Genomic DNA, 25403 nt, shown 5'->3' with positions numbered 1-25403 from the left:
GAAGGCCGGGATGCGGACTAAGAGTCCGCGCTCCTAGCTGCGCCAGCGCATCGATATGCCACAGTAATCGCCATGGATCGACGCAAGGTGCTCGTCACCGGTTCGTCGCGCGGGATCGGGCGCGCGATCGCGATCAGGCTGGCCGACGACGGGTGGCGCGTGGCTCTTCACTACCGCACTGGTGAATCAGAGGCGAAAGACGTTGCGGGAACTTTGGGCGAGCGGTGCTCGGGGGTTTACCAGGCCGATTTAGCCGACGGTGCAGAGGCACGCGCACTGATCGACACAGTAATCGCCGACGGGCCGCTCCACGCCCTCGTCAACAACGCCGGAACATACCGGAACATAGATTTCTTATCAGATGACGAAGACGAAGTGGAACAGGCGTTTGCGGAAGTGTTCCAGGTGAACTGGCACTCGCCTCGCCGCATGATCCACCGCGCGTGCCGTCACTTCAAGCAAAACGGCGGCGGCAAGGTGTTGAACGTCGTCAGCCGGGTCGCGCATCGCGGCGAACCGCGGGCGTCGTGCTACAGCGCGAGCAAGGCGGCGTTGCTGAATCTCACGCGCTCTCTGGCCGTCGAGATGGCCGGCGAGAACATCCAGCACTTCGCCATCGCTCCAGGGTGGGTGGATACCGCGATGGCGAGGGAGGGCATGGACGACAGGCTGCCGGAGATCGTCGCCGAGATACCGCTTGGACGAATGGCGACGCCTGAGGAGTGTGCGGGCGCGGCGGCTTATCTGCTCAGCGACGAGGCATCGTATTTGAGCGGGGTCGTCATCGACGTCAACGGTGCGAGCTACCTGAGGTAGCCTGATAACCGTGCTGCCGGCGATTTTCCTCACCCTTGTGCCCCAAGTCCATTACGCGCCTGCGCTGAAGGAGACGCTTCCAAACGGCGCTCAGGCTTACGTCGAGAGATTCGCCGCCGGTACGGACTTCGCCCTGAGCCTGTTCGTCGATCGGCGGGGCGTGGCCACGTCATCCGAGCAGCACGGATGGTTGCACTTGCTGGAGCACATCGCGGCAAAAGGGCCGGAGAAGAGCCTGGACGCGCAACTAGAAATCCGAGGGCTTTTCTTGCGCGCCGAGACTCTGCGCGACGGCATTCGCTATGAAATCGTCGGTCCGGGCAGCGAACTATCAACGGCGCTGGCGCTTGCCCCTCGTTTGCTCGCTCCGGTTGTGGTCGATGCTGACGAGCTGAGCCGGGAGACCGCAATCATGCGGCACGAGCTGGCTGAACTGGATTCGGGGTCCATGCTGAGCAATGCAGCATGGACGTCGGCGTTCGGCGAACAGGGCCGCGATCCTCACGGATCGCTGGACGCGATGGCTGTGGCAACACCCGAGGACCTTGAAAGCATTCAAGCCGAACTGGCTGTCGGGGTGCGTCTCTCCGTGGCCGTGATCGGCGCAATAGACGTCGAAAGAACGATGGAGCAACTGCGCAACTGGCTGGGCGAGTACCCGCCGGGCGATACGATTCCGCCGGATGCCACGAGCGAAACTGCCACGGTCGATGGCTTTTCCACGTCGATCGAAGGCGGAGCAGTAAGATTGGTACTCGTTGACGGTTTTCCGGATCGGCGCACGTTGGCGACGGTCGGCGCGGCGATGGCGATCTCGCTCGACATTAGCGGCTCGATGCCTCGGTACACACCGACGGTCGGACGGTCCTTGGTCTCGGTTTCCAACGCTAACGCGCAGAGCCTGGAAGCGCTCGACAGATACAGCACGAACAAGATCAAGGAGTTGGCTAGAGACGCAAGACGGTTGATCGACTTGCAACTGGCCAGTTGGCTGCGGTCGCCCAGCAAGAAGGCTAACATCTACTCAGTGCTGCATCGGCGATCGGCGAGCTTCGACCTGGAACGAGCCCGTGACACGGTCAAAGTCCTCACGCCCGAAGAGCTGATCGCCGCCGTGCGTTCATTCCAATCCACGGCGGGCCAAGGAGTGCCCCAGTGATTTCGATCGCACTTGCGGCAGTCGCGATTAACGCTGGACAGGAGGCGAAGATCGTCGAGGTCATCGACCCTTCGAGCCAGGTTGTGGTCGTGCAGGCGTTTATCAAACCGCCGTTCGAGTTGGACGCCCGCTACACCGCAAATTGGCTCGTACTTGGAAACATTTTGTTAGAGGGCACCAAGTCCTTAACTCCCAATCAGCTGAAAGCATTCGGGTCTCAGGCCGGGGTGCCTCCGAGCGTTGCAGTGTTCTCGGATTTCATGGTTGTGCAGTTCGTTGCGCCCATCGGCGGCCTGTCGTTGCTTGGCGATCTCGTGAGCGATGTTCTGACCAACGCGATGCTCCGCGATGACGATGTGCTCGCGACGACTAGGCGATTGGAGTCCGCGTCGGGCAACGCATTGGTGAGTTCCATGCTGGGGATCGACTACGAGCTATCGGAGGTGAGGGCAGATCGCATTCGGGATCTATATACGCGCTCGTTCCGACCCGAAAACATCGTGATCGTTGTTGGCGGCGCCGTCACAGAGGGGGAGGGCGTGGAGGAGTTTACGATGCGGTTTGCGAGAAACAAGTATCCGAGAATTGGCCGACCGCCACGACTCGGAAGGGGCGTCGGGCCGCTTGCGGGCGTGGACGGCAACATCAGCACGTTTCTGCTGACCGGGCAGACGATTCGTCCGGACGCAACAGCTGCAGTGCGAACGCTGCTGGCCCTGTACGCTCTCGGAGTGGGGAAGGAGAGCGCCGCGTTTCAAGCCTTGAGGGAGGAACGTGGGTGGTCGTACTCTCAAGGCGCGGTCTTGTGGCCGACTGCAGTTGGCTGGTCCCCTCGTATCTACATGCAGCGAGAGGCGGAGGAGGATGAAGTGCATTTCATTGCGGATATGCGTACGGCTCTGCTCGAAGCCATCGATGAATGGGATGAGCCAGTCGTTGCGAGGGCGGTTGCCATGGTTGAAGCGAGCTTTTCGTACGCGATGCCGACGACGCCGCTCAGGCTTCGCCCCGACCGCGTCGTTTCCTGGAGCCTGGAGGATCGATGCTCCTGGCGCGGATACACGGAGATGACTGGCGCGGGACAAGTCGACTTGGACTTGATCCTCGGTGCGATGCGGAATCTCGATCTCGACGACCTCAAACTCGCTGCCAAGCTGCTGATAGAAGGCGCAAACGGCGCGGTGTATCCAGGCCGGTAATCCTACTGGGTAACGATCTTGCGACCGTTTCAGCCGGCAGCGCCGTCCTGTATAATGGGTTTGTGATGAAGAAGTTTTTCCTGATCTCGATCGTAGCCAGCCTTGGATTTGGCCTTCTCGGCTGTGGTGGCGACGGTGCCCAACTCGGCACGACCGGCACGCTGTCGTTCAACCTCGTTGACGCGCCGCTTTCCAACGTGCTAGAACTGAACATCACGTTTGACCGCGTAGAGGCTCATCTCGATGGGCAGTGGATTGAGATCGCCGAGCCAGGCATCAGGCTGAACTTGCTCGATCTTACTAGAGAGGCAGCCCCGTTGGGTTCTGCTGGCGTACCGCTAGGGACGTACACCCAGGTCCGGCTGTTCGTCAGCGACGTGCAGGTGGTCGACGACCAGGGAACCCACGACGTCACAGTTCCAAGCGGGCTCCAGACTGGAATCAAGGTGAACATCGACGCAACGGTTACCGGCGGCGATATCACTACGATTCTGTTGGACTTCAACGTCGAGAAATCTCTGAGGAGACAGGGCAATGGGCAGTATCTCCTACAGCCGGTGATCCTAGCGGTTCTCGAGGTTCTTTCAGGCACCGTCACCGGAACCGTAGAGCTGCTCGACGAGCCGGTCCACGGGGCGCTGATAACTGCGATTTACACAGAGGGCGACAACTATCCGTTAGGAACAGAGGTGAACACGTCGACGACGGACGAACAGGGCGAGTTCAAGGTCTGGGCGTTGCTCGAAGGCACCTATCAGATCACCGTCAGCTACACAGACCCCGACACGTCACTTGAGTTTTCATCTGTAGTCGAGGACGTGGTTGTCGTTCGACAAACGGACGTCTCTCTCGGCGTTATTGTGCTGGAGTAGCGGGCTCGGACTCGGCGGCTGGCAGTTCGAAATCTTCATGCCTCGAGCACAGCGGCAGGAAGTCGCAAGAAGGGCACAAGCTTTTAGGAACCGGCGTCATGCCTTCAAAGTCTCTGTCGTGAATCTCTGACCGGAGCGAGACGAGATCCGACTCGAACTCTTGAAGGTCGGCTTGGCTCATCGAAGACGTCGCTTGTCCGCCGCTTCTCAAGGCGATGATCGTCGCGACGATTCTCTTGTTCGGATGAAGCTTGCTGAGCAAGAGTTGATAGCACGACATCGCCATGTCCGCCTCAACGTCTTCCGCGCTGACGGTGTCCCGACCGGTCTTGTAGTCGATGATCTCCAGCGTGCCGTCTTCGTGCTCGTCAACCCGGTCTACTCGGCCAATTAACACGAACTCACCAAGGTCGGCCCGTAGTAGCTTCTCGATGTAAATGGTCTCCGCCGTCACCGGCTTCGCCTGAACAGCCTCCACGTAGCTCTCGATGATGTCCTTGCCCTCTGCCATCGCCTGCATCATGTCGTCCTGGCTGGCATAACCGGCCTCGATCCAACTCTCGTCCAGCGCGGCCAGGGCCTGAGACGTGGTCGTGACTCCACTGTCGCCAGAGTCGTGGAATCGCTGCAGTACCTTGTGCAACGTTGAGCCGAAGCTGAAGTACGACTTCGACCGCATGTACCACTTGCCGCGGTCGTCGACGTACGTCCATTTGTACTTGTCCGGGCAGGCAAGATAGGTCGTGATCTTGGATGGGCTCAGGCTAGGCTTACGGGCCACGCTCCCATTCTATCAGGTCAAGGCAGATGCACTAATGCGGCGCACGGTGAACGAAATTGGATGTATAACGTTCAGGCAGTTGGACAGCTTGCATAGGAAATTTGGACTGGCCGCGGCGATAGTGCTGTTGTACGCCGGCGCACTCGCCGATTCTGAGGACGTCCCGCGTTTGCAGGGCGTCCGTATCGCGCGTACCCCAACCATCGACGGGGTGCTGGCCGAAGGCGAGTGGGCAGCCCTGGCTCATGCGAGCGGCTTCATCGACCCGTACACCGAGACCAATCCTGTTGCTGACACAGAGATTTGGCTCGGCTACGACGACGAAGCCATCTATGTCGCTTTCTTTGCGCGCGACTCACAGCCAGACCGCATCGTTGCTCGTGAAATACAGCCGGGCGCAGTGTCGGGCGTTGGGGGTGGCCGCGGTGGCAGCACCGTCCGTGAGGACGTTCTTGAATTTTCGATCAACCCTTTCAACACCAGACAGGGGGGGATGTCTGAGTTTCGGGTGAATGCTCTTGGCACGACCTCGGAGAACATCGCCGGCGGTCGATCTGCCAAGAGGGAGTTTCGCGGGGAGTGGACGGCTGCAGCGAGGATCGTAGAAGGCGGATGGGTTGCGGAGATGCGCATTCCATGGGCAATTCTAAACATCCCTTCCGGTGAAGATATGGATATGGACATCAACTTCGCCCGGGGTCATGCCAGAACACAGGTCAACTCGTATTGGGCGAACAGAACGTTGCGACGGCTCTCTGATCTGGTCGGAATCTGGGAGACGGTAACACCACCTGCACAGTCGAGCGAGCAAAAGCTGCGTTTGCTCGGATACATCGCGCCGGAGTTCGACGAGGACGCAGACGATGAGTTCGCGATACGCGGAGGACTGGATGCGCGATACGAGTTCAATTCTCAAATGACCGGGCTACTGAGCGTCAGCCCGGACTTCAGGAACATCGAGCAGCAGGTTACGGGGATTTCGTTCACGCGGACCGTAAGATTTGAGCGAGACAGCCGACCGTTCTTCACCGAGGGCTCGAGCTTTTTCGGCGGCGGCCGAGGAGGCGGATTCAGCGACCAGCTGTTCAACAGTCGGGCGATTGAGGACTTCGACCAAGGCGCGAAGTTCTACGGCAACCTCGACGCGAAGAACTCGGTGGGCATACTGGTGACGCGAGAGGACGGGAGGCGAGTCGACGCCGTGCTGAACTTTCGACACTTGCTGGGCAATCGCTCACGGGTCGGCTTTTTTGCGTCCGCGTCGAGCGACACCGGCTTGAGGAACTACGTATATCAGGCGAACGCTACCATCGCGCGAGGCAACTACAACATTCGAGGATCGTATGGCGTTTCAGAGACGAACGGCGTCTCTGATACTTCAGGATCAGCAAATCTAAGCTACAACATTCCGAAGTTCTCGACCAGTCTGACATATAGCTGGGTCGATCCAGATTTCGATCCTGCTCTGGGTTTCATCCGTTTCACCAACCGGCGCGGCGCGTCATTCTTCACCAATTACAACACTGAATATCGAACTGGACCCCTGCGGTCGTTCAGCGTGTTTCTGTTCGGCCAAGACTTCAAGAAGTTCGATGGAGACAATCAGCAGAAGGGTGCCAGCCTGAACATCTCCGGCACTCTGCGTTCTGACATTCGGCTCAGCATCTCCGGACAGACGGAGAGGTTTGAAGACGAAGAGGAGAAGACGGTCTCGATCGGCGCGGACTTCAACGTCAGCAACCGGTTCCGGTCTTTCGGTTTTGATTACAACTTCGGCGAAAGGGCGGGAGAGCGGACGGAGTTCGTCAGCATCAAGGGCAATTACCGGTTTCCGGGCAGTATCGATGTCGGGCTGCGTCACTCGTTCCTTGACTTCAACGGTAGGACGGAGCAGACGATCGTAACGCTGGGCTGGGAGATCGACGCCAGGCAGTCGCTCACCGGGCGATTTGTATCGCGTGATGGCACCAACAACTACTTTGTCTCGTACAGCAGCTCCGGCTTCACGGGAATGGACTGGTTCGTGATCATTGGCGATCCAAACGCAGATGAGTGGAGAAGCAGGGTCACGGTCAAGTTCGTTTGGGCTCGATAGGGCGACCTGCCCTTCAGCCTGGCAGCGTAACTTCTGTTCGCACCTCAGCCGCTGTTTAGCGCTCTACCGTCTCACTTCTCGACGCGCTTGAAAGTCGATTCGTTGATCAGAGTCCAAGAGCCTCCTTCCTTGAATTCCAGCGTAAACGTATATTCGTCGTCGCTGACCTTCACGATTGTCGCTCTGCTCACGGAAACGTCGCCCATGATCTCCCAAGGGTCGCTGATCATCACGAGCGTGCTGCCGACGAGCCTGCCGTACTCGACGCGCGGCATCGGGGCCATGTTCGTGTAAGCGCTGGAAAAGTACCACTTGTTCTTCGCGTCGTAGCCGAACATCATGGTCTCAGTCATCTCCATCATTCCAAAGTCGCTAACGGTAGTGTGTCGCAGGAACTGGCCGTCCCAGACGGCCAAAACTTTGGTTTCGACCGGCATTTCCATGCCGTCGATATTCCAGACGGAAGATGAGACCCACTCTCCGACCATCCAATCGAACTTCTTAATCTCGTCGGATGGCTCGGTATTTGGCTGGGCCATGCAGAGGCTTGCAGCAAAAACGGCGGAAACGATCAGCAGTGTTTTTCTCATGTCGTACTCCGAGCGGCTGCGACCGCTTCTATCTCATTTTGCCTGAAGTGGGAGCGGGTTCGCTTTCTAAGGTGCCTCTTTTTGCGGGCAATCCGACGAACGGGAACTCAATTTGGCGGTGCGAACCGTATACTGCGGCGTGATGTTGAGTAGATACGCTCCTTTAATCGGACTGGGACTAGTCGGCGCTGCCGTCGCAGTGCCAGGCGGCACGGCTGTCCAACACCAGGACCAGGACGTCGCAAAGATGTTTGAAACGTCTTGCGCGTCTTGCCACGTGAGACCGGATCCGCAGTTCAAGACGGACAAGGCGTGGATCGATCGCATCGCTGGAACAACGTGAACCGGCACTCCAGAGAGCGTCCGTGGGGCGCTCGCAGCGTATTTGACATCTGACAGGGACAACTATCCGCGACTCATCAAGGAGAAGGCAGCACGCGGTCAATCCGGAGTGAAGTCGTCGATCGGTGAGGGCGCGGTTATTTTGCGCGACGCACATCAAAGGGAGATTAGACTTTCGTGGGACAAGAAAGGGCAGGCCGGCGAAACGCGGGCGTTGGCTCCGGGCACCTACACTGTCGTCGGCTACCGTGCCGTCAAGAAGAGCGAGGACGGCACTGAATGGATGATCACGGCAACCAGTATCAACTTCGCGAAGCTGGTTGTTAAGGCAGGCGAGATTACAACAGTGTCTGTTCCTAGAAAGATTCTGCAGAGCGGTCGCCTGGTACGGCGCGGTTCTAATACAAACGTCAACATGGCGCTCACGTACGGTCGCGGGGGCGTTACGATTTATCAGAACGGAAGGCGGATTGCGATGCCGTTCCGCGTCGTCGACGGCTACGGCAGGACGATCGGCAGTGGAAGTATCAACTACGGATGAGGCGGTGGCGGTGGAGCCGCGGTGCGGCTCAATTCGGATACCGACTCTGACCTTAAAGTCGTGTTCGACCTGCCGAAAGACATGCCGTTCCAGGTCAATTGAATTAGCCCAGCGATCAATAGACGGACAGGCCGGTACGGCCTGTCCGCTTCTTGCCAGTCTGATGCCCGGATATGCCAACATCGGTGCAGGTGAGATTAATGAATATCAATCGGATTCAAGGTCTAGCTATCGCTGCTTCGCTCATCCTGCCTTACTTCGCTACCGCGCAATCAGTGCAGTCCGACCTGCGGCGCACCCTCAAGCTCAAGCAGTACCTGACGATCGAGGATCTGACGGACGAGTACATGGCGATCAAGATAGGTATCGACTCGCTACTTGGCATGATGGGGCCGTACATGTACATGGACACGGTAGGTGAGGCCGACACCGTTGCCGAGCAGGTAGAGAGGATTCGGTATTTCGACGCTCGTTGGACCAAGGGCGACGTCGTCGAGATCGGGGGCACGGGGTATCTCGTGACGTACCAAACCGACGCGTTCGAAGTCATGGTGGCGATGGAAGGAGAGCATGAACCGTCCCAGGGCCTCGCGCTGCATCTCGACCTAGTCAACCTTGACAACATTATGAGTATCAAGCCGCTCGCGGACCTCACGCCCGAGAAGTACGGCGAGCTTTTCGGGGACCTCTTTGCAGACGTTTCGAGGATGAACGAGGAGATGGTTGGAACGAGAGCACAGACGACCGCGCTCAGCAATATCAGGCAGGTGTCCACTGCAATGATGATATACGCTACGGACTACGACGACATCACGCCCTACGCGCAGTCCACTAGAACGGTAGAGTATCTGATTTATCCCTACATGAAGAACTTCGAGTTGTGGAACACGCTCAATCCCAACGGCAGCCGCTTCCTGTTCAACATGGCGGTCGCTGGCGTCAACATAGCTGGTATTCCTGATCCAGTTGGGACAGTGATGTTCTACGAGTCGCATCTGTGGCCGGATGGACGCCGTCTTGTGTCGTTCATGGACACCCACGCGAGATTCCTGACCGAAGAAGAGTGGAATGAGGTCAAGGGATCCCTGAAACTGAAGCTCAAGAGGTCGGCGGTGCCGCTCCCAGCGGACTATGGCCTCAGGCGTGACAGCGCAGGACGTCCGATCCCGCCACCTGGGTGAGCCGCGCACGGCGCTCAGATAGACGTACAATCGTGCGGTGACCAAAGCTGACTCTCCCGGCGTGCACGTTCCGCCGCCGTTCATCTTCGCGGCGGCGTTCGGTCTGGGGCTTGGCTTGCACCGGCTTTTTGCCTGGTCCCTGCCTGCGTTCTTGGAGCTGCCCGGCATAGTCCTGGTCGTGGCTGGGCTCGGGCTGATGTTCGTGTCGGTCGGAGTGTTCTGGTCGCGGCGGACGACGATCATGCCGAACAAGTCCGCCACGGAGTTCGTGGTCGTCGGCCCGTACCGTTTCACGCGCAACCCGATGTACGTCGGGATGTCGGTAGCTTACGTCGGCCTGTCGTTTGCGTTCTCCCCAGCCTGGCCGCTCGTGCTGTTGCCGCTGGCGGTCTTTCTCGTCGGCCGCACCGTCATCGCGCGCGAAGAGGAGTACCTGCTGCGGACTTTCGGGTCTTCGTACGAGGATTACCGCTCCCGCGTGCGGCGCTGGATTTGACGGGTTTTCGCATCCCTCCACACTCGCAGTGTGGAGGGTTCAGTAAAGGAATCATGCATCGACAGAAGGTGCTCGTACAGTTCGCTCCCTCTCCCTAACCCTCTCCCTTTAGGAGTAGGGAGAGGGGACTTTCCGATCTCTTCGCGTGCCACTTTGTTCCGGTCGGCGTCCGGAACAGCACTGTTCCCGCCGCCTTCCTTGGATTCGAGCATCATCTTAAACTCGTCGCTGCTGACTTTCACGATGGTTGCCCTACTCACTGAAACGTCGCCAATAACGTCGTCCTTCGACATGATTTGCTCTAGACCACCTGCACTCGGCCTAACCCCGGACGATGGTCATGGTGGCGAGACCTCGGTGCTTGTAGTCGATCCGGTTGGCGGACATGACTATCCAGCCGGTCGACCTTTCGTACCACATGACCACAACGACCGAGTTCATACCGTGCACGTCCTCCCATTTGGCCCTGCCTTCGATCTTCCAGCAGTCGATCCCACGCGCTTTTTCCGGGCCGAGGAAGGTGTAGTCGTAGTCGAGTATGTAGTCGTCGTAGCCGTGCGTGTGCACCCAGCTGTCGCCGGGCAGGAGGCCTTGTTCGGGGAACACAATGAGCGCGGGGGTGTTGGTGGCGCCTTCCACCTTCTTGTCCGTAGTGCCGTTGTTGCTAAGGCTGCTGACGACGCCGCGCGAATCGGTGACGGTGGTCCAAAAGGCGCCGTCCTCATCGTTCAGCCTATTGGTCTTCCATGTGAATTGGCCTTGGCTGACTTTGACCAGCTCTATCGTCGACCAGAACTGTTCGCCTTTCGTCGGTGTCCTGCCTGCGTGCTCGGCGACCAGCTTTATCGTGTCGCCTTTTTTGCCGCTGAGCCGCATTTTGACAGGCGTCGCTCTTCGGGTCCACGTCACGACTTCGCCGAGCTGGAACTTCTGGCTCGTCCGTCTTTGGTACAGCCATCCGGTCGCGACCTCGATCATGCAGGTCGATTCGACCTGGGCCTTGGCTGTGCCCAAGTTTATCGTCGCCCAGGAGAGGATCTTGGCGCAATCTGTCTCGTTCACCGTCTCGACTCCTTCAAGCCTGTAGTAGACCTTCTGCCCGTCTGCGTAGGTGACCGTCCATTCGTCGCCTATGTCGACCGGTGTCTCCGGGAACTGCATCTGTGATGGCACGAGGCTGCTGCCGGACTTCGTCATGGTTTGTTGCGCTGGTCTCTCTTTGCTCATTACGACTTGGCCTTTGGTGTCGCTCACGCTGCTCCAGCTCGTGCCTGGCTTTGCCGAACTCGTTAGTTTCCAGGTGAGACGGTCCTCGGTCTTTGCGGTGAGTTCGATTCTTTCGTAGCCGGTGTACTCCCAGTCGTCCGCTTTTGCGGTGTACTGTTCGAACACCATGCGCTCTCCCACCATCGCTTCGATGCGAAGAAGCAGCGCGCCGTCTGTGGGCGCGGCCAGAGCCATCAATCCTAAGACCAACCCTATCATGCACACAATGATACCTCTGGCTAACTGACGGTCTGGCGGTGTTACAATTTCTAGAGATGGCGTTCCGTCATTGGCTCAACGGATTGCGATCTCGGTCTTCGTTGGTCGACGACATACCGCCCTGCTTTCTGGTTACTTCGTTCTCGTTTCTTCTCTTGGGGGCAGGACTCCTGTCGGGGTGTTCTGGCCGCTCGTGCTGTTGCCGCTGGCGGTCTTTCTCGTCGGCCGCACCGTCATCGCGCGCGAAGAGGAGTATTTGCTGCGGACGTTCGGGGCTTCTTACGAGGAGTATTGCTCACGCGTGCGGCGGTGGCTTTGACGGGTTTTCGAATCCCTCCACACTCGAAGTGTGGAGGGTCTTGTGCACTAGAAGTCAGACTCCCGCACTGCTGATTTGCACAGACATCCAAACAGCAGTGGCACCTGGCAGAGCTACGCGACCAACCCCAGCGAAGGCTCGACAGGAGCGGCTTCGCCAGCCGGGACGTAGATCGCGGAGCCGGAAGACGGAGCGCTGAACTGTGCGTTGCGCTCGGCGCGGACGCGGTAGACCGCCGGGCGGATCGTCACGCCGGTCAGAGTCTTCTTGGCCTGTGTTGTGCTGGTCACGACCTGCCAGCTGTCGCCGCTGTCATAGCTCACTTCGATCGTGAACGTACAGCCCCACTTGTTGCCGTTGCGGTCCCATTTCATTTTGACTTCGCCGTTCCCATTGCCCGTAGCGACAAACTTCAACGGAGTGAAAACACCGACCTTGCTCAGCCCGTCTGCGCGGATCGTCAGACCGAGTTCGCCGATGAGCGTCTGCGCGATGGCCGGGTTGGCCTGCCACTCTGCGTTGAACTTTCCGACGACAGTGAGCGAGTTTGCGCGCTCGATGTCTTTGCCTGCGGTCGCCGAAAGCGCAGCGGCAGCAGCGGCGACTTTCGCGTTATAAGCAGCGGTGAAATCGTCCCGCGCGGCATCGATCTCGGCCTGGTCCGGCGCATCGATTCCCAGGGCCGCCGCGTTCGCAGTCGCGACGTTGACGAAGTTGTTGAGCCATGCAATGAGGGATCCGTCGGTCAGCTTGTTGTAGCTCATGGTCGTGCTTCTTCCTCGGTCCAGCCGCGTTCCCGTTTCGTTTCCTCCAGAAGGCTCTACCGTTCTCACTATCGGCAAACCTCACAGATTACTTTAGGTTTTGTGCCTCGGAAATGTGGCAAAGAGGCTGGGAAACGCCGCATTTCCACGTGGAAACGTCACTTTTCCACGTGGAAACACCGCACCGTCACGTCGAATCGCCGCATCGTCACGTCTCTTCGCAGCACCCTCACGTCTGTTTGCCGGACCTTCACGTCAAAATGCCGTACCTCCACGTGAAAATGCCATACCTCCACTTGAAAACACCCCACCATCCCCCGTAAAACCAACCCGGGCCCGTCCGTTTCCCGTCCTCGTGTCACCCATTTCCTATCAAATCCGAACAACAGTGCCACCCGTCGACGCGACAGTAGAGGACTGGCTATCGTTCGTCCGCGGCTGAGAAGTCGAAATCCGGCACCCATCGGGTGACGTGGTCGCGCACATAATCCTCGTCGTAATGCGTGAACGGCGCCGAGGTCAGGTCGTGATAGAGACTACTTGCGACCTCGTACCGGCGATTGTCCTGCTTGATCGCAAATACTGCAAGGCGCAGAGCCTCGATCCAATAGTCTACATAGTCATCGCCCTCGTTCCATAGATCGAATTGGTCGACGACGTACTCGCCCATGTCAGCGTTCCTATCTCGGATTACGGCAAGTTGACCGTCGAGGATGAGGACGAACATCTGCCAGCGAAGGGCGTCATCAAGGGAATCCACGTCGGACTCTAAGAGCATGGCCGTCGTCTCACGATGTCGATCTGTGACTTCTGCCTTCACCTCCGTGTTCCCGACGTCAAAGGCATACTGCCAGAGCATCCAATCAGCATGCATCGACGGTTCAGACTCCGGCTGTGATTGCCGAATGACCTCCAAATGAACCGGACTCAAGTTCTTCGGGCGGACACCGCAGCACGTTTCCCAGTGTAGGTAGTTCGATGCACTGTCGACCTTGACAAGTTGAGGTCTATCGAAGAGATCCCGAATGTGAGCGATGTCACTTTCACGAGGCATGAGAAACGTGGTAGCTGCTCCCAGACAAGCGGGAAGGAATGCCGCCATAGATATGATCTGTTGAGTTGTCGAAACCGGATCCGATTGAGATGCGAAAAAGTAGAAAATTCCAAACGGAAAGGCGATTGAAGCCAGTGGCGCGACTATGATGGATAGGAGTTCCCGAACAAAAACACCGGTGACAGGTTTGAGCCCCATTCCGCAGTGTCCGGACAGAGGGTGGCTTTGTCCCAAAGTGAAAACAAATCGTCGCCCCTGGCGAAAGATCATTAGCGGGCCAACGTGCAGCGAGTAGAGTCGCTGTCCCGTGAGCCATCCAGCAACGAGGTGCGCCAGCTCGTGGATTGTGAGCGACAGAAAATACGTCGCATACGCGACCATGGGCAGAGCAACAGCTAGCCACAAGATATGGAACTCCTCCTGATTGCTGACACTTCTGGAGATTGCCACGAAACCGAAGACAACTGCACTGACTTGGAGTGTCCCACGGACGGTGCTCCCCAATCTCCTATCGTCTAGCGTTTCTTTAGCCATGGCCAGAGCCGAGTTTACCGGTGGCGGGTGGCCCGGCTGATCATGCTTGGCATTGTTGCAGGGAGCAGGGGGCGTGAGATACGGGGTGCGAGGGTCAAGGTTCAAGGGTCGAGGGTCTGGGACTGCGTAGGGGCTCCGGTAACATCAGACCGTGAAGATCAAGCTTGGGCATTCGCCTGACAGCGACGACGCGTTTATGTTCTGGGGGCTCGCGACGGGGGTCGTCCAGACTAACGACGACTACGAGCACATCCTGCGCGATATCCAGACGCTCAACGAGTGGGCGATGGAAGGGCGGCTTGAGTCGAGCGCCGTCTCCGTCCACGCTTTCTCGAAGATCGCCGACAGATACGCGCTGCTCAGGCACGGTGGCTCGTTCGGCGAGGGGTACGGCCCGATGATCGTCGCAGAGCAGCCCATCCCTCTTGATGAGTTAAAAGACACAGTCATCGCTGTTCCTGGCGAGCTGACCAGCGCGTTCTTGCAGCTTCACCTGTGGTTCGCCGACCATTACACTGGCGGACTGCCGTGGTCTGACGGCTTGGAGAAAGTGAGCGGGGAAGCTGTGGCTCGGGCGCTTGACCTCCACCCCCTAACCCCCTCCTCCATTTCGCCTCGCGGCAAGAATGGAGGAGGGGGGACTGGTAGAACGTCGCCCGCTGCACCGTCGTCCGATGGTCGCCAGGTCGACCAGGCGACAACCAGGCGACAACCAGGCGACAACCAGACGACGGCAGAAGGACAGGCGGCAGGCTTTCTCAAGCCGAAGTTCACGGTCGTCCCGTTCGACGAGATCATTCCCGCGATCAAGAGCGGCAAGGTGAAGGCTGGGCTGATCATCCACGAAAGCCAACTCACTTACGAAAGAGAGGGGCTGGTCGAGATCGTGAACATGGGGAAGTGGTGGCAGGAGCGCACCGGCGGACTGCCGCTGCCGCTCGGAGTGAACGTCGTGCGCAAAGACCTCGGCACAGAGCGCTGTGCGGACGTCTCCCGCTGCATGCGCGAGTCGATCGCCGCAGGGCTCGACAACCGCGAAAAAGCGCTCGACTACGCACTGCAGTTCGCCCGCGACATGGATCGCGAAACCAGCGACGAGTTCGTCGGCATGTACGTCAACGACCGCACCCGCGACATGGGCGAAGACGGGATCAAGGCGATCCGGCTGATGCTCGGCCTCGGCAGTGCGATCGGGATGGTGCCAGCGACAGCTATTGACGTGATCGATTGACACGCACCCCCTCCCTAACCCTCCCCCAAGGGAGAGGGGATTACTCCGCCGTCGAGCGGGTGAACCGCAAGTCTGCGACGGTCAGCCCGTCCTTCATCGACAGCAAGAACTCGCCGCCGAGCGCTTGGCTGAGCGAACGCATGATCTGCATTCCGAGCCTCCCCTTCGACTGATCGAAGTCGTCCGGCAGCGGGTCGCCTGAGTTGCTCATTACGAGCGCGACTGCGTCGCCGGATACGTCTACTTTGATGATGATCTCCCCAACGTCAGTCACCTTGAATCCGTGCTCGACGGCGTTCAGCAAAAGTTCGTTGAGGATCAGCGCGACCTGTGTTGCTTGAGTCGTGTTGAGGAAGCCGTCCTCGCCGGTAACCGTAAAACTGATGCTCTTGCCAGGCAGCATGAACGACTGCTGTTGGTGCTGGACCAAGCTTTTGGCGATCGTCATGATGCTGACGTGATCCAAGTCCTCGCGGCTGAGAAGCTCGTGCACTGCCGCAATCGCCAGAATTCTGCTGAGCGAATCCTCCAACGCTTCGTCCAGAGTCTTGTAATAGCTCTGTCTTTTCTGCAGTCTGAGCAGAGACGCAACCTGTTGCAGGTTGTTCTTGACGCGGTGGTGCATCTCTTGCATCAAGGTGTTGCGAACCTGCAGCCGCGCGTGCTCGATGCTGATCGCCGCCTGTTCGGCCAGCGTCTCAAGAGCAGCGATCTCTGCAGCGCGGAACTTCCTGATGCGATCCGTGTAGCAGGTGATGACGCCGACTGCGCGGCCGTGTAGCAAGAGCGGAACACAGACCATGCTTTTCAAGCCCTGCTCTCTCGCCAGATCGTGTCCGATGTAGTCCTCGTCCTCCTGCACGTTTTCAACGATCATCGTCTTCTTGTTCTCGATGACCCGGCCTGCGATCGACTGCCCGAGCTTGATCGCCTCTTTGCGCTGATACGCCTTGTTCGTCGCCTGCGTGGCGCGCAAGACGAGCTCTTGCCGGCGTTCGTCCAGCAGTCTCACGGTTACTACCTTGTAGCGGAACCGCTGCGCAGTCAGATTGACGAGCAGCTGTAGGATCTCCTCGAGATACGGGCTGGCTGCAATAGACCGCGAAACCTCGCTGACGACGCTCAACTTGTCGCCGATGGCGGCTGCATCGTAGCCGCCGCGGAAAACTTCCAGCGCAAACGAGACGTCGTTGACGACCGCCTTCAAATACTCAAGTTCGTCGTCAGTCGGGCTCCATGAATCCAGGCGCCGCAGAAAAAGAACGCCGACAGGTCCCTTGCGGTCGTTCAAGGCCATGCCGAATGCTGCGTCATACGGCGGCTCCGGTATTCCTGGGTGAACCGTGTAATCAGGGTCAGACTGCAAGCCGCTCTGCACGATGACAGGCTCGAATGAGGAGTACGCCCGCGACGCCGTACCCCGCCCCGGACCGAGCCGAAATCGACCGGCGTACTCCGGAGAGAGCGTGCTGGCCACAAGCACCAGAGCGTTCCCTGGGCCGCTGATCAGAATATCGCAGGCGTCCCAATCGGTCGATTCTTTTACGACTGTCGCCGCCTCTTGAAGCAGCTGCTCCTCATTCCGCGACCGAACCATGGCTGCCCTTAAGTCGGTCAAGATATCTTTGAGGGAAACGATAGGCTGAAAGTTTGCCAAGCAGCACCTCTAGAACGGGCCGATCGCAGTCGTGCTCGTGTTGTCCTTGCTCAGAACACGGTTTGCAATAGTCATCAGTTGATCGTTCGTCACCGCTCGGACGGCGTCAAGAGTCTCCTCTACCGGAATCTGCCGACCGTAGTTGATCTCATTCCGCGCCATGCGCATCATTCGGGTGCTCGTACTCTCTAGCGCGAGGACGACGTGTCCTGCGAAGTTCTTCTTCACCTTCTCCAGCTCCCCGTCCGGAGCACCGCTCTTCATGAGCTTGTCGAACTCGGATCGCACTATATCCTGAACCTGCTGCCACGTCTTCATCCCGGTGCCGCCGAAGACCGTGAACGCGCCGCCCGTGCTGTAAGACAACATGTACGAGCCGATTGCGTAAGCGAGACCTCGCTTTTCTCGAACCTCTTGGAAAAGGCGGCTGCTCATGCCGCTGCCGAGGACGCCGTCCATGACGATCGCAGCGTAACGGTCGTCGTCGTGCATCGAGACCCCGTCGCCGCCGATGCAAAAGTGCACCTGCTCGATGTCCTTCGCGATGATGTTCTCGCCGGCCGCGCCTTCCGGCCGTGCAAGCCCGTTTCCACGATCGCCCGCAGGGATGCCCCCCAGGCTCTCCTCTGCCCAGTTTCGAACGTCTTCCGGATCGACGTTGCCGGCGACTGCAAGAAGAATCGTTGCGCCGTTGTACCGTCGGGCCATGTAGTTTCGAAGGTCGTCCGGCGAGAACGAAGAGACCGTGTCCGGGACTCCTAGCACCGGCTTGCCGAACGGGCTGTCTTTCCAAAGCGCTTGGATGTGCAGTTCGTGAACATGGTCGCTCGGCTCATCGTCCGAGCGCTTGATCTCTTCGAGGACAACCCCCTTTTCGCGCTCCATCTCCTCTTCGGCCAAAGCAGAATCGCAGACCATATCCGCTAGGACGTCGATTCCGACCTCGGTATCTTCGGCGAGCACGCGGCAGTAGTAGCACGTGTTCTCCTTGTCGGTGAAGGCGTTCAGCGCCCCGCCGCGTCCCTCGATCTCCTCAGCGATCTGGAGGGCGCTCCTCTTTGCCGTTCCCTTGAACAACATATGCTCGATGAAATGCGTTATGCCAGCTTCGCGAGGCGTTTCGCACGTGCTACCTGTGCTGCACCACAGACCGATGGATGCGGAGCCGACGTGCGTAATCGGCTCGACGAGAACGCGAACTCCGTTGTCAAGCGTAGAACTGCTGATCGATTCCAATCGCTTACTCCAAGTTGGCGACGAGCTTGCCGAGCCCATCGACGCTGACCTCGATTCGGTCCCCGGACGTGAGAGGCCGACCGAGTTGCGAATCCTCCATGGGGGCTTTCTCAAGTTTCGGCCAGGCGATGACGTCGGCGCTTTGCAATCGGCGAATCCGGCTGGCGTACGACAACAGCTCAGCAAACGGCTTGTTGGATTCGTCCAGGCCGTGCATGATTTCTTGATCGTTCACCTTTACGTCGTACTTCCAGTTGAACGCGGTGGGGTTTGATCCGACCATGAACTCCGTCAGGCTTTCGGGGGTTGTCAGGAACGGGCCGATGGAAGTCGCGATATCTTGTGACGGCCCGGTCGGCAAGTTGTGCTGCTCCTCCTCCAGCGCAAGCTCGAGCGAGACGATCACGATGAGGATCGAATACCCAAGCGTGAACCCAACGGCTTCCTCGGGCTCGATCAACTCGCCGGCGTCCCTAATAACCCCGCAAATGCGAACGTCAATGTCGAACGACGTTCCGAACGAAGAAACGTCAATCGAAGCGTTCGGTCCGTATATGCCGCTGGAGTTCAAGTACTGATACGTATACTGAACCTGGCCGTGCCCGTCGTGATACTGGTTGAAGGCCCGGATGGACGGGGGGGCGCCGACTGGAGGAAGCAGCGCGATCTGTCCTGGGTCGCGGATTCCGACGGCTCGATCTCCATCGGTCTCGTAGTATCTGTCGTCGAGCATGATGCCGGACCGAACTTGATCGGGCTGCTCCTTCAGAACGAACCGGCATAGCTGCACAGGTTCAGGGTACCTGTTGGCCAAGCTGGAAACGGGACCGCAGGACGGCCCGAAACTCGATTGACAGTGTAGAACGATTAGGGTACGATGCTTGAACTCGGAAGAGGCAAGGTACGCGTTGAATGGCGGCATTGAAAATACTGGTTTGTGACGACGAGCGGCACATCGTTCGCCTGATTCAAGTGAACTTGGAGAGGGAGGGCTGGGAAGTCGTGACGGCGTATGACGGCAAGGAGGGCCTGGAGAAGGTCAAAGCTGAAAAGCCCGATCTTCTCGTCCTCGACGTCATGATGCCGTATATGGACGGCTTTGAAGTGCTGAAGTCGATTCGTAAGGATCCGGCTACCGAAAAGCTTCCAGTCATCATGTTGACGGCAAAGGCGCAGGACAAGGACGTGTTCGAGGGTTACCACTTCGGCGCTGACATGTACCTGACCAAGCCGTTCAACCCGCGAGAGTTGGTCAGCTTCGTCCAACGCATCGCAAAGGGTGATGTTGGGGACGGTGAAGGCAAGGGATCGAAGCGGTACGACTTGGACTGATCCCAGACTGTGAATTGACGCGGGCACGGTAATTGCCGTGCCTGTGTTCACTTATCATGCAATGGCACGCGACTTGCGGCCAAACTGAGTTCCGGTGAGCAGAATGGGAATATTTATCGCGCAGCTGTTCCAAGTTTCTGAAGACAAGATGGGGGCGCAGGAACTGATCATACTGATGTCGGTCCCGATCGTCATCGCCGCGATTGTACTGGTGGTTTCTCGAATGCTTGAACAGCGCGGCATGTCTAGGCTGATCAAGTGGTTAGCCGTCTTTCCGCTCATTGCTGGCGTCTTGCTCGGCGTAACTCCGTACCGGTCGGCGCATGACAGCCTGTACCTAGACTACACGCGAGCGAGCACCAACTCGCGCATGCTCCATGAGGCCACCCTCTACGCCCCGTCGGTGGCCCTGCTGGTCGTCATCGCCTTCCTCATCTACCTCGACCGTCGTCATCGCTTGGAGCACTGAGGTTCCCTCAAACGGCTGGAGAATTCCCCGCGGGAGAGCTACTCCTGACTCGTCGAAGGCGTTAGAATAGAGTGTAGATCGCCAATACTCTAGATTGCGGAGCGACTTTAGAGAGGCTCGTACGGGAATGGCAAACAAAATCGCAGAGAAGTTTGAACCGGGCGTCGGTATGACGACCAACATGGCGCCGTATATCGAGGAGGTGCGCGGTGGGGACGATCTTTACATAGATCAACCGTACGGTCTGTACTCGGAGGACAACCACGAGTGCTGGCGGCGTCTCTACGCACGAATGCTTCCGAGCTGGGAGAAGTACGCCAACGAACACTTCATGAAGGGCATCGGCAGCCTGATGATGGACCCGAACAAAGTGCCCTTGCTCGACGACGTCAATGTGAAGCTCTCCAAGCTGACTGGTTTCAAGGCCAAGGCCGTCGCCGGTTACATACCAGCGTATAAGTTCATGGAGAGCTTGCGGAATCGCGTGTTCCCAACTACGATCACGATTCGACACAAGGACGAGCTGGACTACTTGCCCGAGCCCGACATCTTCCACGACATCGCGGGCCACGTGCCGATGCACACCGACCCGGCGTTCGCCGACGCGCTGGTCCGGTTCGGCGACGCTGCGCACACGGCCGCCGAGATCTGCAACGCGATGCCAGACGAGGAGGAGAAGGTGCGCCGCCTGACCAGCATCATCAAAGCGATGGCGCGGTTCTTCTGGTTCACGGTCGAGTTTGGGCTCATGAAGGACAAGACGGGGAAGGGGTACAAGGTTTACGGCAGCGGCATCCTCAGCTCGCAAGGCGAAATCGTGTACTCGATCGAGGACAAGGACGCGCAGCGGTATCCGGCTCAGCTCGAGTGGATGGTCAACCAGTACTTCGAGATCGACAAATTCCAGCCGCTGTACTTCGTCGTCGACTCGTTCGACCACCTGTTCTCGCTGACCGACGAGCTGATCGTATGGATGAAGGAGGGCAAGCTGAACAACGTCTCCCCCGGCGAGCCCCACATCAGCGAGACTGACCTCAAGAGCTTCATGGAAGCCAGCGCGACGGTGTAGCCGCTCAAAAACCTTTCGCGCCTCTTTAGGCCGGACCATGTCGTCCAATGAGATGAAAGGATACAATAAGGTAAAGACATGGCTGTCGAGATACTTTTCCCTGAGTTGGGCGAATCGGTCCACGAAGGACAGGTCAGCAAGTGGCTGAAGCAGGTTGGCGACTTCGTCAAGGAGGACGAACCGGTCGTGGAGATCATGACCGACAAGGTCAACACTGAGCTCCCTTCGCCGGCAACGGGCATCCTCGTCGAGATCACCGTGCCCGAAGGCGACGAAGTCGAGGTGTTCCACAAGATGGGCGTCATCGAGGAGGATGAGGCCAAGGCAAGGGAGATGATCGCCAGCGGAGCATCGGCATCGGTGGAAACAAAGGTTGCCGTAGCCGCCGTCGCGACTGCTGCCAATGAGCCGGTAGTCACACCATCCGGCGATCGCAAGTGGTTTACGCCCGTCGTGCGAGCGATGGCTCGCGAAAGCGGGATCAGCGACAGCCAGCTCGCCGCGATCAGCGGAACAGGCCAGGGCGGCAGGGTCACGAAGAAGGACCTTGTTGCCTACCTGAAGAACGGCGGAGCTGTACCAAAGCTGGACGCTAGGCCGAGCGCGCCGACAGTCGCTGGCCCAGAGCAAACGGTCACGAAGCTGACCGGAATGCGCAAGATGATCGCAGACCACATGGTGCGCTCAGCGCAGTCGCCCGTCGTCAGCACGCTGATCGAAGTCGACCTCACGGCCGTCGTTGATTTCCGCACGAACAACAAAGAGTCATTCCAGAAACAGCACGGCGTAAAACTGACCTACACTCCGTTCTTCATCGAGGCGATCACCAATACGCTGGTCGAGTTCCCGGCGCTCAACTCTTCGCTGACGGACGACGACGAGGTTGTGACCAACCGCGCCGTGCACATGGGCATCGCCGTCTCGCTCGGCGAGGACGGCACCGGCGGACTGATCGTTCCGGTGATCCGCGACTGCCACAAGAAGACGCTCGTCGAAGTTGCGCGAGACCTGGCTGAGATCGCCAAAAGGGCGCGCGCCAGCCAGCTCGGCACGGAGGACGTCAAGGGCGGGACGTTCACGCTGACCAACCCCGGCACGTACGGAGCGACGCTCGGCACTCCGATGATCAACGCGCCGCAGGCCGGCATCGTCGGGATTTACGGCATCAAAAAGCGCCCGGTCGTGATCAACGACGCGATCGCGATCCGCTCGATGGTGAACATTGTGCTCACTTACGACCACAGGCTGGTCGACGGCATGACCGCAGGGAAGTTCCTGCAGGCGCTGAGAAGGCGGCTCGAAGAGTTCGACTTCTATCGGTAGGGCTGGCTAGTCCCGAGTATTGAGTCCCGAGAACTGTCAACTGTCAACTGCCAACTTGAGCCGCCGCGGCGAGCGTCTCCCCAACGAGCGAGGCCGATTCTACGGCACGGGCGCTGGCTTGAGGGACCAGTGAACTTCGTCGACTTTCGCTATCCTCTCGAGTCCCGGGCCGCCGGGGTCGAACCAGCTGATCCGCGCCTTCATGGCGAAACCCTCAGGCTTCATGTAGTCGTTCGGGTTTAGAGCGACGGTCTTCTCCACCACGCTGTCCGAGCCTGTCGCCGTACGGGTGTCCACCTCGTCCCACTGGTTGGTTTCATAGTTGAACAGCTCGATGCGCTGGTCTCCGACAAGCCCGCAGGATGCCTCCAGTTTGATCGTGAGTTCGGCAACGCTGCTTAGCGGCGACGTCGTTTCTACTTCAATCTGGAACGGGGGTTGAGGTGGTGAAGGACCGGGCGCGTCCTCGATCGTGACGTACTGGTTGTCGCTTTGCCAAAGGTCGGAGAGAGCGCCGGAAGCGAGCTGACCAACCGTGACGTTGAAGCTCTCCGGGTAGACGTGCTCCAGACCGTCCGAGACGCGGATATAGGCAGCCGTTTGGCAAGGTACCCCACTCTGATTGACGACGAACAGCATGTAGTAGCCGGGCGGCGCGTCGTTTGCGTTTGCTGGGGCCACCACTTGGAGCCGTTGAATGCCCTCCGTCGGCGGCGGCAGCACTTCGGTGAAGACGAGGTTGACAAACCGCTGGTTCTGGTCGAACGAGTGCGTTACTGCGCCGAGGCGCAGCAGGCTTACCTTTTCGACGACCGACCCGCCTTCAAGGTCCACGGTCACTTGGAACGTGTCCCCGTAATTGATTTCACTTTGGAAGCTCTGGATGCTGCATCGAATCGGGCTCCCGTCCAAGTACGGCGGCGAGAAGATGTCTCCGGACCTTGTATTGAAACCTGGCGAACCGTTGCCTCCGGCGACCAGAACGGTAGCGTCCTTAAGCAGAACGGCCGTTGAGTGGTACCACCTGGGATGGTCCGCAGGCATTGGTGCGAGCAAATCTCCCCACGTTCCGTCTGCAGGGTTGAAGATCTCCGGTTCGTATACGGGATCAACGCTTTCGCCCGGCGGCACATTGTCAGGGTCTTGGCCAATCCGGTTGCCGCCCACCGCGAGGACCGTGCCGTCCGGCAAGGGCACCAGGTTATGGTTGCGCCGTTTCTTCTTCATCGGGTCTACGCTGGACCATTGCGGGCTGTCATCGCTGAAATCTATGACGATGGCATCGGCGATCCCTTCACCGAGGTGGCTGGGTGCCCCGCCGCTCTGCAGCACCTTCCCCGGCTCGTAGATGGCGACTGATCCGTGATGCTGGCCGTTGTAGGTCGGGTGTGAGGGAAAATCTTCCCATGTGAGCGTGATCAGGTCAAGGGCGCGAGCGTCGGGGCCGGGCCCGGCGTTAACGAGTTTGTCGCCGACGCCGCGCACTTTCGATACGAACATGAAGGGGTAGAGATCTGGCAGTTGCGAACTAGCAGGCAGTTCCGACCAGACGTTCTTCTGGGGCAGATACACCTCGGGGATGGTGGATACTACCGGTGGCGGCGGCGGCGGCACAGCCTGCTCTTTGTAACCCATGAACGCCGTCAACCGACCATCTGCCAAGGTTGTGATCGTCGGATACCAGCGCTGGTGGTTCATGAAATAGCTCGGGTCGCGGTCCCACTGATCCGGCGGCAGAGTCGCCGGCTTGAAGAAACTGACGTCCTTCTTGCTCTGCAGCGGGTCTCCACCGTCCCAGTTGCTGCCAGCGACCAGCACTTGGCCGAGCTCTTCCGCTGCTGCCCGGAAGTCCAGGTGCGCGTGGCCGGCGCAGAACAGATCCGTCCCGGTGTGGTCGACGTTCTCGAACGTGCCCGGGTTTTGCTGGTCCCAAAGCCTTGCGACCGTGATAGAGTCGATTTGGAAACCCCAAATCAGTATCTTGCCGCTTGGCAAGTGAATGCTGTGGACTGCGGCCAGATAGCTCGGCCAATTCTGAACTGTATCCCAACTGCCCGCCATCTCTTACGGCCTCCTTCTGCGCAGAAGATAGAGCGCGCCTGCTGCCAACACCATTAGGGTGGTCGGTTCTGGGACAACATCCACCAGGTCGACGTGCAACGGGTTGAACACAGCGGGGTCGCGCGCACCGAAGACCAGCCCTACCCAGTTGCCGGACAGCATGTCCGAATCCGTGGAGCGCAACAGCAGTTCCCCGTTGAGGAACGCCTCCAACGTCGTCCCGGTCCGGCTCAGCCGAAACTCGTGCATTCCGGGTGGCGGAGCCGGAACTTCGATGTATCCGTCTCGGGTGTTGTTGAAAGAGACGATCACTACTGGGTCTGCATTCCGCGGCTCGCGGTACCCAATTGTAGCGATATCTCTATTCAGGTTAGCGCCGTTCCAAATCGTCAGGCCCATGCCACGACCCACGCTACCCGAATCCCATCCCATGATGGAGACCGCGTCGAAGTTCGCCAACGCTGGCAGCTCCGCCAGAATATGCACGCCGTGAATCTCGGCTTGGCCGAAAACCCTCGTCACGTGCAGCATGCTGTCGCTGACGCTGTGTTCCCAGCTCTGGCCCCAACTGGTGAACCGCCAGTGGCCAGCCAGCCTATCGCCTTCGAAGTGGTCGAAGAACTGCGCTGCCGCAGTAAGCGGCACCGCGAGCGCGAGTATCAGAATGTATCTCCTCATCACTTTCTCCAGTCTCCAATGTTTAACTTCTAATCAAACTATATTGTACAGCACATTTCGCACAAATCAGTATCTTGCCGCTTGGCAGGTGAATGCTGTGGACTGCGGCCAGATAGCTC

At 58.8% G+C, this 25403-nt stretch carries 25 protein-coding genes; 15 read left to right on the top strand and 10 right to left on the bottom strand.

Annotation, left to right across the window (positions count from 1 at the left end; translation table 11 throughout):
* The first annotated feature begins 72 nt into the window (after window positions 1-72).
* From IH944_12605 to IH944_12590, 4 genes are all read left to right on the top strand, one after another.
* Window positions 73-816 (top strand): SDR family oxidoreductase, encoded by a 744-nt coding sequence (locus IH944_12605; GenBank protein MCH7905387.1) that lies wholly within the window; start codon window positions 73-75, stop codon window positions 814-816.
* Between the two features lie 10 nt (window positions 817-826).
* The gene (locus tag IH944_12600; protein MCH7905386.1) at window positions 827-1975 is read left to right on the top strand and encodes an insulinase family protein; all 1149 of its coding nucleotides are present in this window, start codon (window positions 827-829) and stop codon (window positions 1973-1975) included.
* The gene (locus tag IH944_12595) at window positions 1972-3174 is read left to right on the top strand and encodes an insulinase family protein (GenBank protein ID MCH7905385.1); all 1203 of its coding nucleotides are present in this window, start codon (window positions 1972-1974) and stop codon (window positions 3172-3174) included. Before IH944_12600 ends, IH944_12595 begins: the two co-directional genes overlap by 4 nt.
* 65 nt (window positions 3175-3239) lie before the next feature.
* Entirely contained in the window at window positions 3240-4046 is an 807-nt protein-coding gene (locus IH944_12590) for a DUF4382 domain-containing protein (GenBank protein MCH7905384.1), read from the top strand.
* Here IH944_12590 and IH944_12585 read toward each other — a convergent pair.
* The gene (locus IH944_12585) at window positions 4030-4827 is read right to left on the bottom strand and encodes a PD-(D/E)XK nuclease family protein (GenBank protein ID MCH7905383.1); all 798 of its coding nucleotides are present in this window, start codon (window positions 4825-4827) and stop codon (window positions 4030-4032) included. The genes IH944_12590 and IH944_12585 overlap by 17 nt on opposite strands.
* A gap of 79 nt (window positions 4828-4906) precedes the next feature.
* On the opposite strand from IH944_12585, the gene IH944_12580 reads away from it, so the two are divergent.
* On the top strand, window positions 4907-6922 hold the full coding sequence (locus IH944_12580; protein ID MCH7905382.1) for a hypothetical protein: 2016 nt from the start codon (window positions 4907-4909) through the stop codon (window positions 6920-6922).
* A 71-nt stretch (window positions 6923-6993) separates the two neighbouring features.
* On the opposite strand, the gene IH944_12575 is transcribed toward IH944_12580, so the two are convergent.
* Entirely contained in the window at window positions 6994-7512 is a 519-nt protein-coding gene (locus IH944_12575; GenBank protein MCH7905381.1) for a DUF1579 family protein, read from the bottom strand.
* A gap of 142 nt (window positions 7513-7654) precedes the next feature.
* Between IH944_12575 and IH944_12570 the strand changes: the two genes are divergently transcribed.
* From IH944_12570 to IH944_12555, 4 genes are all read left to right on the top strand, one after another.
* On the top strand, window positions 7655-7855 hold the full coding sequence (locus IH944_12570) for a hypothetical protein (GenBank protein MCH7905380.1): 201 nt from the start codon (window positions 7655-7657) through the stop codon (window positions 7853-7855).
* Window positions 7856-7897: 42 nt separating this feature from the next.
* Window positions 7898-8395 (top strand): hypothetical protein, encoded by a 498-nt coding sequence (locus IH944_12565; protein ID MCH7905379.1) that lies wholly within the window; start codon window positions 7898-7900, stop codon window positions 8393-8395.
* A 200-nt stretch (window positions 8396-8595) separates the two neighbouring features.
* On the top strand, window positions 8596-9576 hold the full coding sequence (locus IH944_12560; protein ID MCH7905378.1) for a hypothetical protein: 981 nt from the start codon (window positions 8596-8598) through the stop codon (window positions 9574-9576).
* A gap of 37 nt (window positions 9577-9613) precedes the next feature.
* A complete protein-coding gene (locus IH944_12555; GenBank protein MCH7905377.1) occupies window positions 9614-10072 on the top strand; it encodes an isoprenylcysteine carboxylmethyltransferase family protein in 459 nt (152 codons plus the stop codon).
* 321 nt (window positions 10073-10393) lie between these two features.
* Here the strand turns inward: IH944_12555 and IH944_12550 are convergent, their stop codons facing one another.
* The gene (locus IH944_12550) at window positions 10394-11557 is read right to left on the bottom strand and encodes a hypothetical protein (protein MCH7905376.1); all 1164 of its coding nucleotides are present in this window, start codon (window positions 11555-11557) and stop codon (window positions 10394-10396) included.
* Window positions 11558-11627: 70 nt separating this feature from the next.
* On the opposite strand from IH944_12550, the gene IH944_12545 reads away from it, so the two are divergent.
* On the top strand, window positions 11628-11876 hold the full coding sequence (locus IH944_12545; protein ID MCH7905375.1) for a hypothetical protein: 249 nt from the start codon (window positions 11628-11630) through the stop codon (window positions 11874-11876).
* Window positions 11877-11989: 113 nt separating this feature from the next.
* Here IH944_12545 and IH944_12540 read toward each other — a convergent pair whose 3' ends face one another.
* Complete coding sequence (locus IH944_12540; GenBank protein MCH7905374.1) at window positions 11990-12709, bottom strand: hypothetical protein; 720 nt, start codon at window positions 12707-12709, stop codon at window positions 11990-11992.
* Window positions 12710-13061: 352 nt separating this feature from the next.
* Window positions 13062-13499 (bottom strand): hypothetical protein, encoded by a 438-nt coding sequence (locus IH944_12535; protein ID MCH7905373.1) that lies wholly within the window; start codon window positions 13497-13499, stop codon window positions 13062-13064.
* 1126 nt (window positions 13500-14625) lie between these two features.
* On the opposite strand from IH944_12535, the gene IH944_12530 reads away from it, so the two are divergent.
* Complete coding sequence (locus IH944_12530; GenBank protein MCH7905372.1) at window positions 14626-15459, top strand: hypothetical protein; 834 nt, start codon at window positions 14626-14628, stop codon at window positions 15457-15459.
* A 40-nt stretch (window positions 15460-15499) separates the two neighbouring features.
* Here IH944_12530 and IH944_12525 read toward each other — a convergent pair whose 3' ends face one another.
* Genes IH944_12525 through IH944_12515 form a run of 3 tightly spaced genes read right to left on the bottom strand, consistent with a single transcriptional unit; the run spans window position 15500 to window position 19142 of the window.
* Window positions 15500-17116: a GAF domain-containing protein gene (locus tag IH944_12525; GenBank protein MCH7905371.1), complete on the bottom strand. Its 1617-nt coding sequence runs from the start codon at window positions 17114-17116 to the stop codon at window positions 15500-15502.
* A 9-nt stretch (window positions 17117-17125) separates the two neighbouring features.
* The gene (locus tag IH944_12520) at window positions 17126-18352 is read right to left on the bottom strand and encodes an insulinase family protein (GenBank protein MCH7905370.1); all 1227 of its coding nucleotides are present in this window, start codon (window positions 18350-18352) and stop codon (window positions 17126-17128) included.
* 4 nt (window positions 18353-18356) lie between these two features.
* Complete coding sequence (locus IH944_12515) at window positions 18357-19142, bottom strand: fumarylacetoacetate hydrolase family protein (protein MCH7905369.1); 786 nt, start codon at window positions 19140-19142, stop codon at window positions 18357-18359.
* A 122-nt stretch (window positions 19143-19264) separates the two neighbouring features.
* On the opposite strand from IH944_12515, the gene IH944_12510 reads away from it, so the two are divergent.
* The 4 genes from IH944_12510 (at window position 19265) to IH944_12495 (ending at window position 22545) form a co-directional block, all read left to right on the top strand.
* Window positions 19265-19684 (top strand): response regulator, encoded by a 420-nt coding sequence (locus tag IH944_12510; GenBank protein ID MCH7905368.1) that lies wholly within the window; start codon window positions 19265-19267, stop codon window positions 19682-19684.
* A gap of 103 nt (window positions 19685-19787) precedes the next feature.
* Window positions 19788-20153, top strand: a complete 366-nt coding sequence (locus IH944_12505) for a hypothetical protein (protein ID MCH7905367.1) — start codon at window positions 19788-19790, stop codon at window positions 20151-20153.
* Window positions 20154-20280: 127 nt separating this feature from the next.
* The gene (locus tag IH944_12500; GenBank protein MCH7905366.1) at window positions 20281-21222 is read left to right on the top strand and encodes a phenylalanine 4-monooxygenase; all 942 of its coding nucleotides are present in this window, start codon (window positions 20281-20283) and stop codon (window positions 21220-21222) included.
* A 78-nt stretch (window positions 21223-21300) separates the two neighbouring features.
* On the top strand, window positions 21301-22545 hold the full coding sequence (locus IH944_12495) for a 2-oxo acid dehydrogenase subunit E2 (GenBank protein ID MCH7905365.1): 1245 nt from the start codon (window positions 21301-21303) through the stop codon (window positions 22543-22545).
* Between the two features lie 99 nt (window positions 22546-22644).
* Here IH944_12495 and IH944_12490 read toward each other — a convergent pair whose 3' ends face one another.
* Together IH944_12490 and IH944_12485 are read right to left on the bottom strand one after the other, a co-directional pair.
* Window positions 22645-24606, bottom strand: coding sequence for a DUF1929 domain-containing protein (locus IH944_12490; GenBank protein ID MCH7905364.1), 1962 nt, complete (start codon window positions 24604-24606; stop codon window positions 22645-22647).
* Window positions 24607-24609: 3 nt separating this feature from the next.
* A complete protein-coding gene (locus IH944_12485; GenBank protein MCH7905363.1) occupies window positions 24610-25284 on the bottom strand; it encodes a PEP-CTERM sorting domain-containing protein in 675 nt (224 codons plus the stop codon).
* Window positions 25285-25403 lie beyond the last annotated feature (119 nt).

The sequence above is a fragment of the Armatimonadota bacterium genome, assembly GCA_022563855.1.
Classification (GTDB): domain Bacteria; phylum Armatimonadota; class Fimbriimonadia; order Fimbriimonadales; family Fimbriimonadaceae; genus JADFMN01.
This window is presented reverse-complemented; position numbering and strand designations above follow the sequence as displayed.

Excerpts from the sequence above, each read along its gene's own strand:
- IH944_12605 (MCH7905387.1), top strand. The coding sequence starts at position 73 with ATGGATCGACGCAAGGTGCTCGTCACCGGTTCGTCGCGCGGGATCGGG.
- IH944_12590 (MCH7905384.1), top strand. The coding sequence starts at position 3,240 with ATGAAGAAGTTTTTCCTGATCTCGATCGTAGCCAGCCTTGGATTTGGC.
- IH944_12575 (MCH7905381.1), bottom strand. The coding sequence starts at position 7,512 with ATGAGAAAAACACTGCTGATCGTTTCCGCCGTTTTTGCTGCAAGCCTC.
- IH944_12570 (MCH7905380.1), top strand. The coding sequence starts at position 7,655 with ATGTTGAGTAGATACGCTCCTTTAATCGGACTGGGACTAGTCGGCGCT.
- IH944_12560 (MCH7905378.1), top strand. The coding sequence starts at position 8,596 with ATGAATATCAATCGGATTCAAGGTCTAGCTATCGCTGCTTCGCTCATC.
- IH944_12550 (MCH7905376.1), bottom strand. The coding sequence starts at position 11,557 with ATGATAGGGTTGGTCTTAGGATTGATGGCTCTGGCCGCGCCCACAGAC.
- IH944_12535 (MCH7905373.1), bottom strand. The coding sequence starts at position 13,499 with ATGCTCTGGCAGTATGCCTTTGACGTCGGGAACACGGAGGTGAAGGCA.
- IH944_12530 (MCH7905372.1), top strand. The coding sequence starts at position 14,626 with ATGATCGTCGCAGAGCAGCCCATCCCTCTTGATGAGTTAAAAGACACA.
- IH944_12510 (MCH7905368.1), top strand. The coding sequence starts at position 19,265 with ATGGCGGCATTGAAAATACTGGTTTGTGACGACGAGCGGCACATCGTT.
- IH944_12505 (MCH7905367.1), top strand. The coding sequence starts at position 19,788 with ATGGGAATATTTATCGCGCAGCTGTTCCAAGTTTCTGAAGACAAGATG.
- IH944_12500 (MCH7905366.1), top strand. The coding sequence starts at position 20,281 with ATGGCAAACAAAATCGCAGAGAAGTTTGAACCGGGCGTCGGTATGACG.
- IH944_12495 (MCH7905365.1), top strand. The coding sequence starts at position 21,301 with ATGGCTGTCGAGATACTTTTCCCTGAGTTGGGCGAATCGGTCCACGAA.
- IH944_12490 (MCH7905364.1), bottom strand. The coding sequence starts at position 24,606 with ATGGCGGGCAGTTGGGATACAGTTCAGAATTGGCCGAGCTATCTGGCC.
- IH944_12485 (MCH7905363.1), bottom strand. The coding sequence starts at position 25,284 with ATGAGGAGATACATTCTGATACTCGCGCTCGCGGTGCCGCTTACTGCG.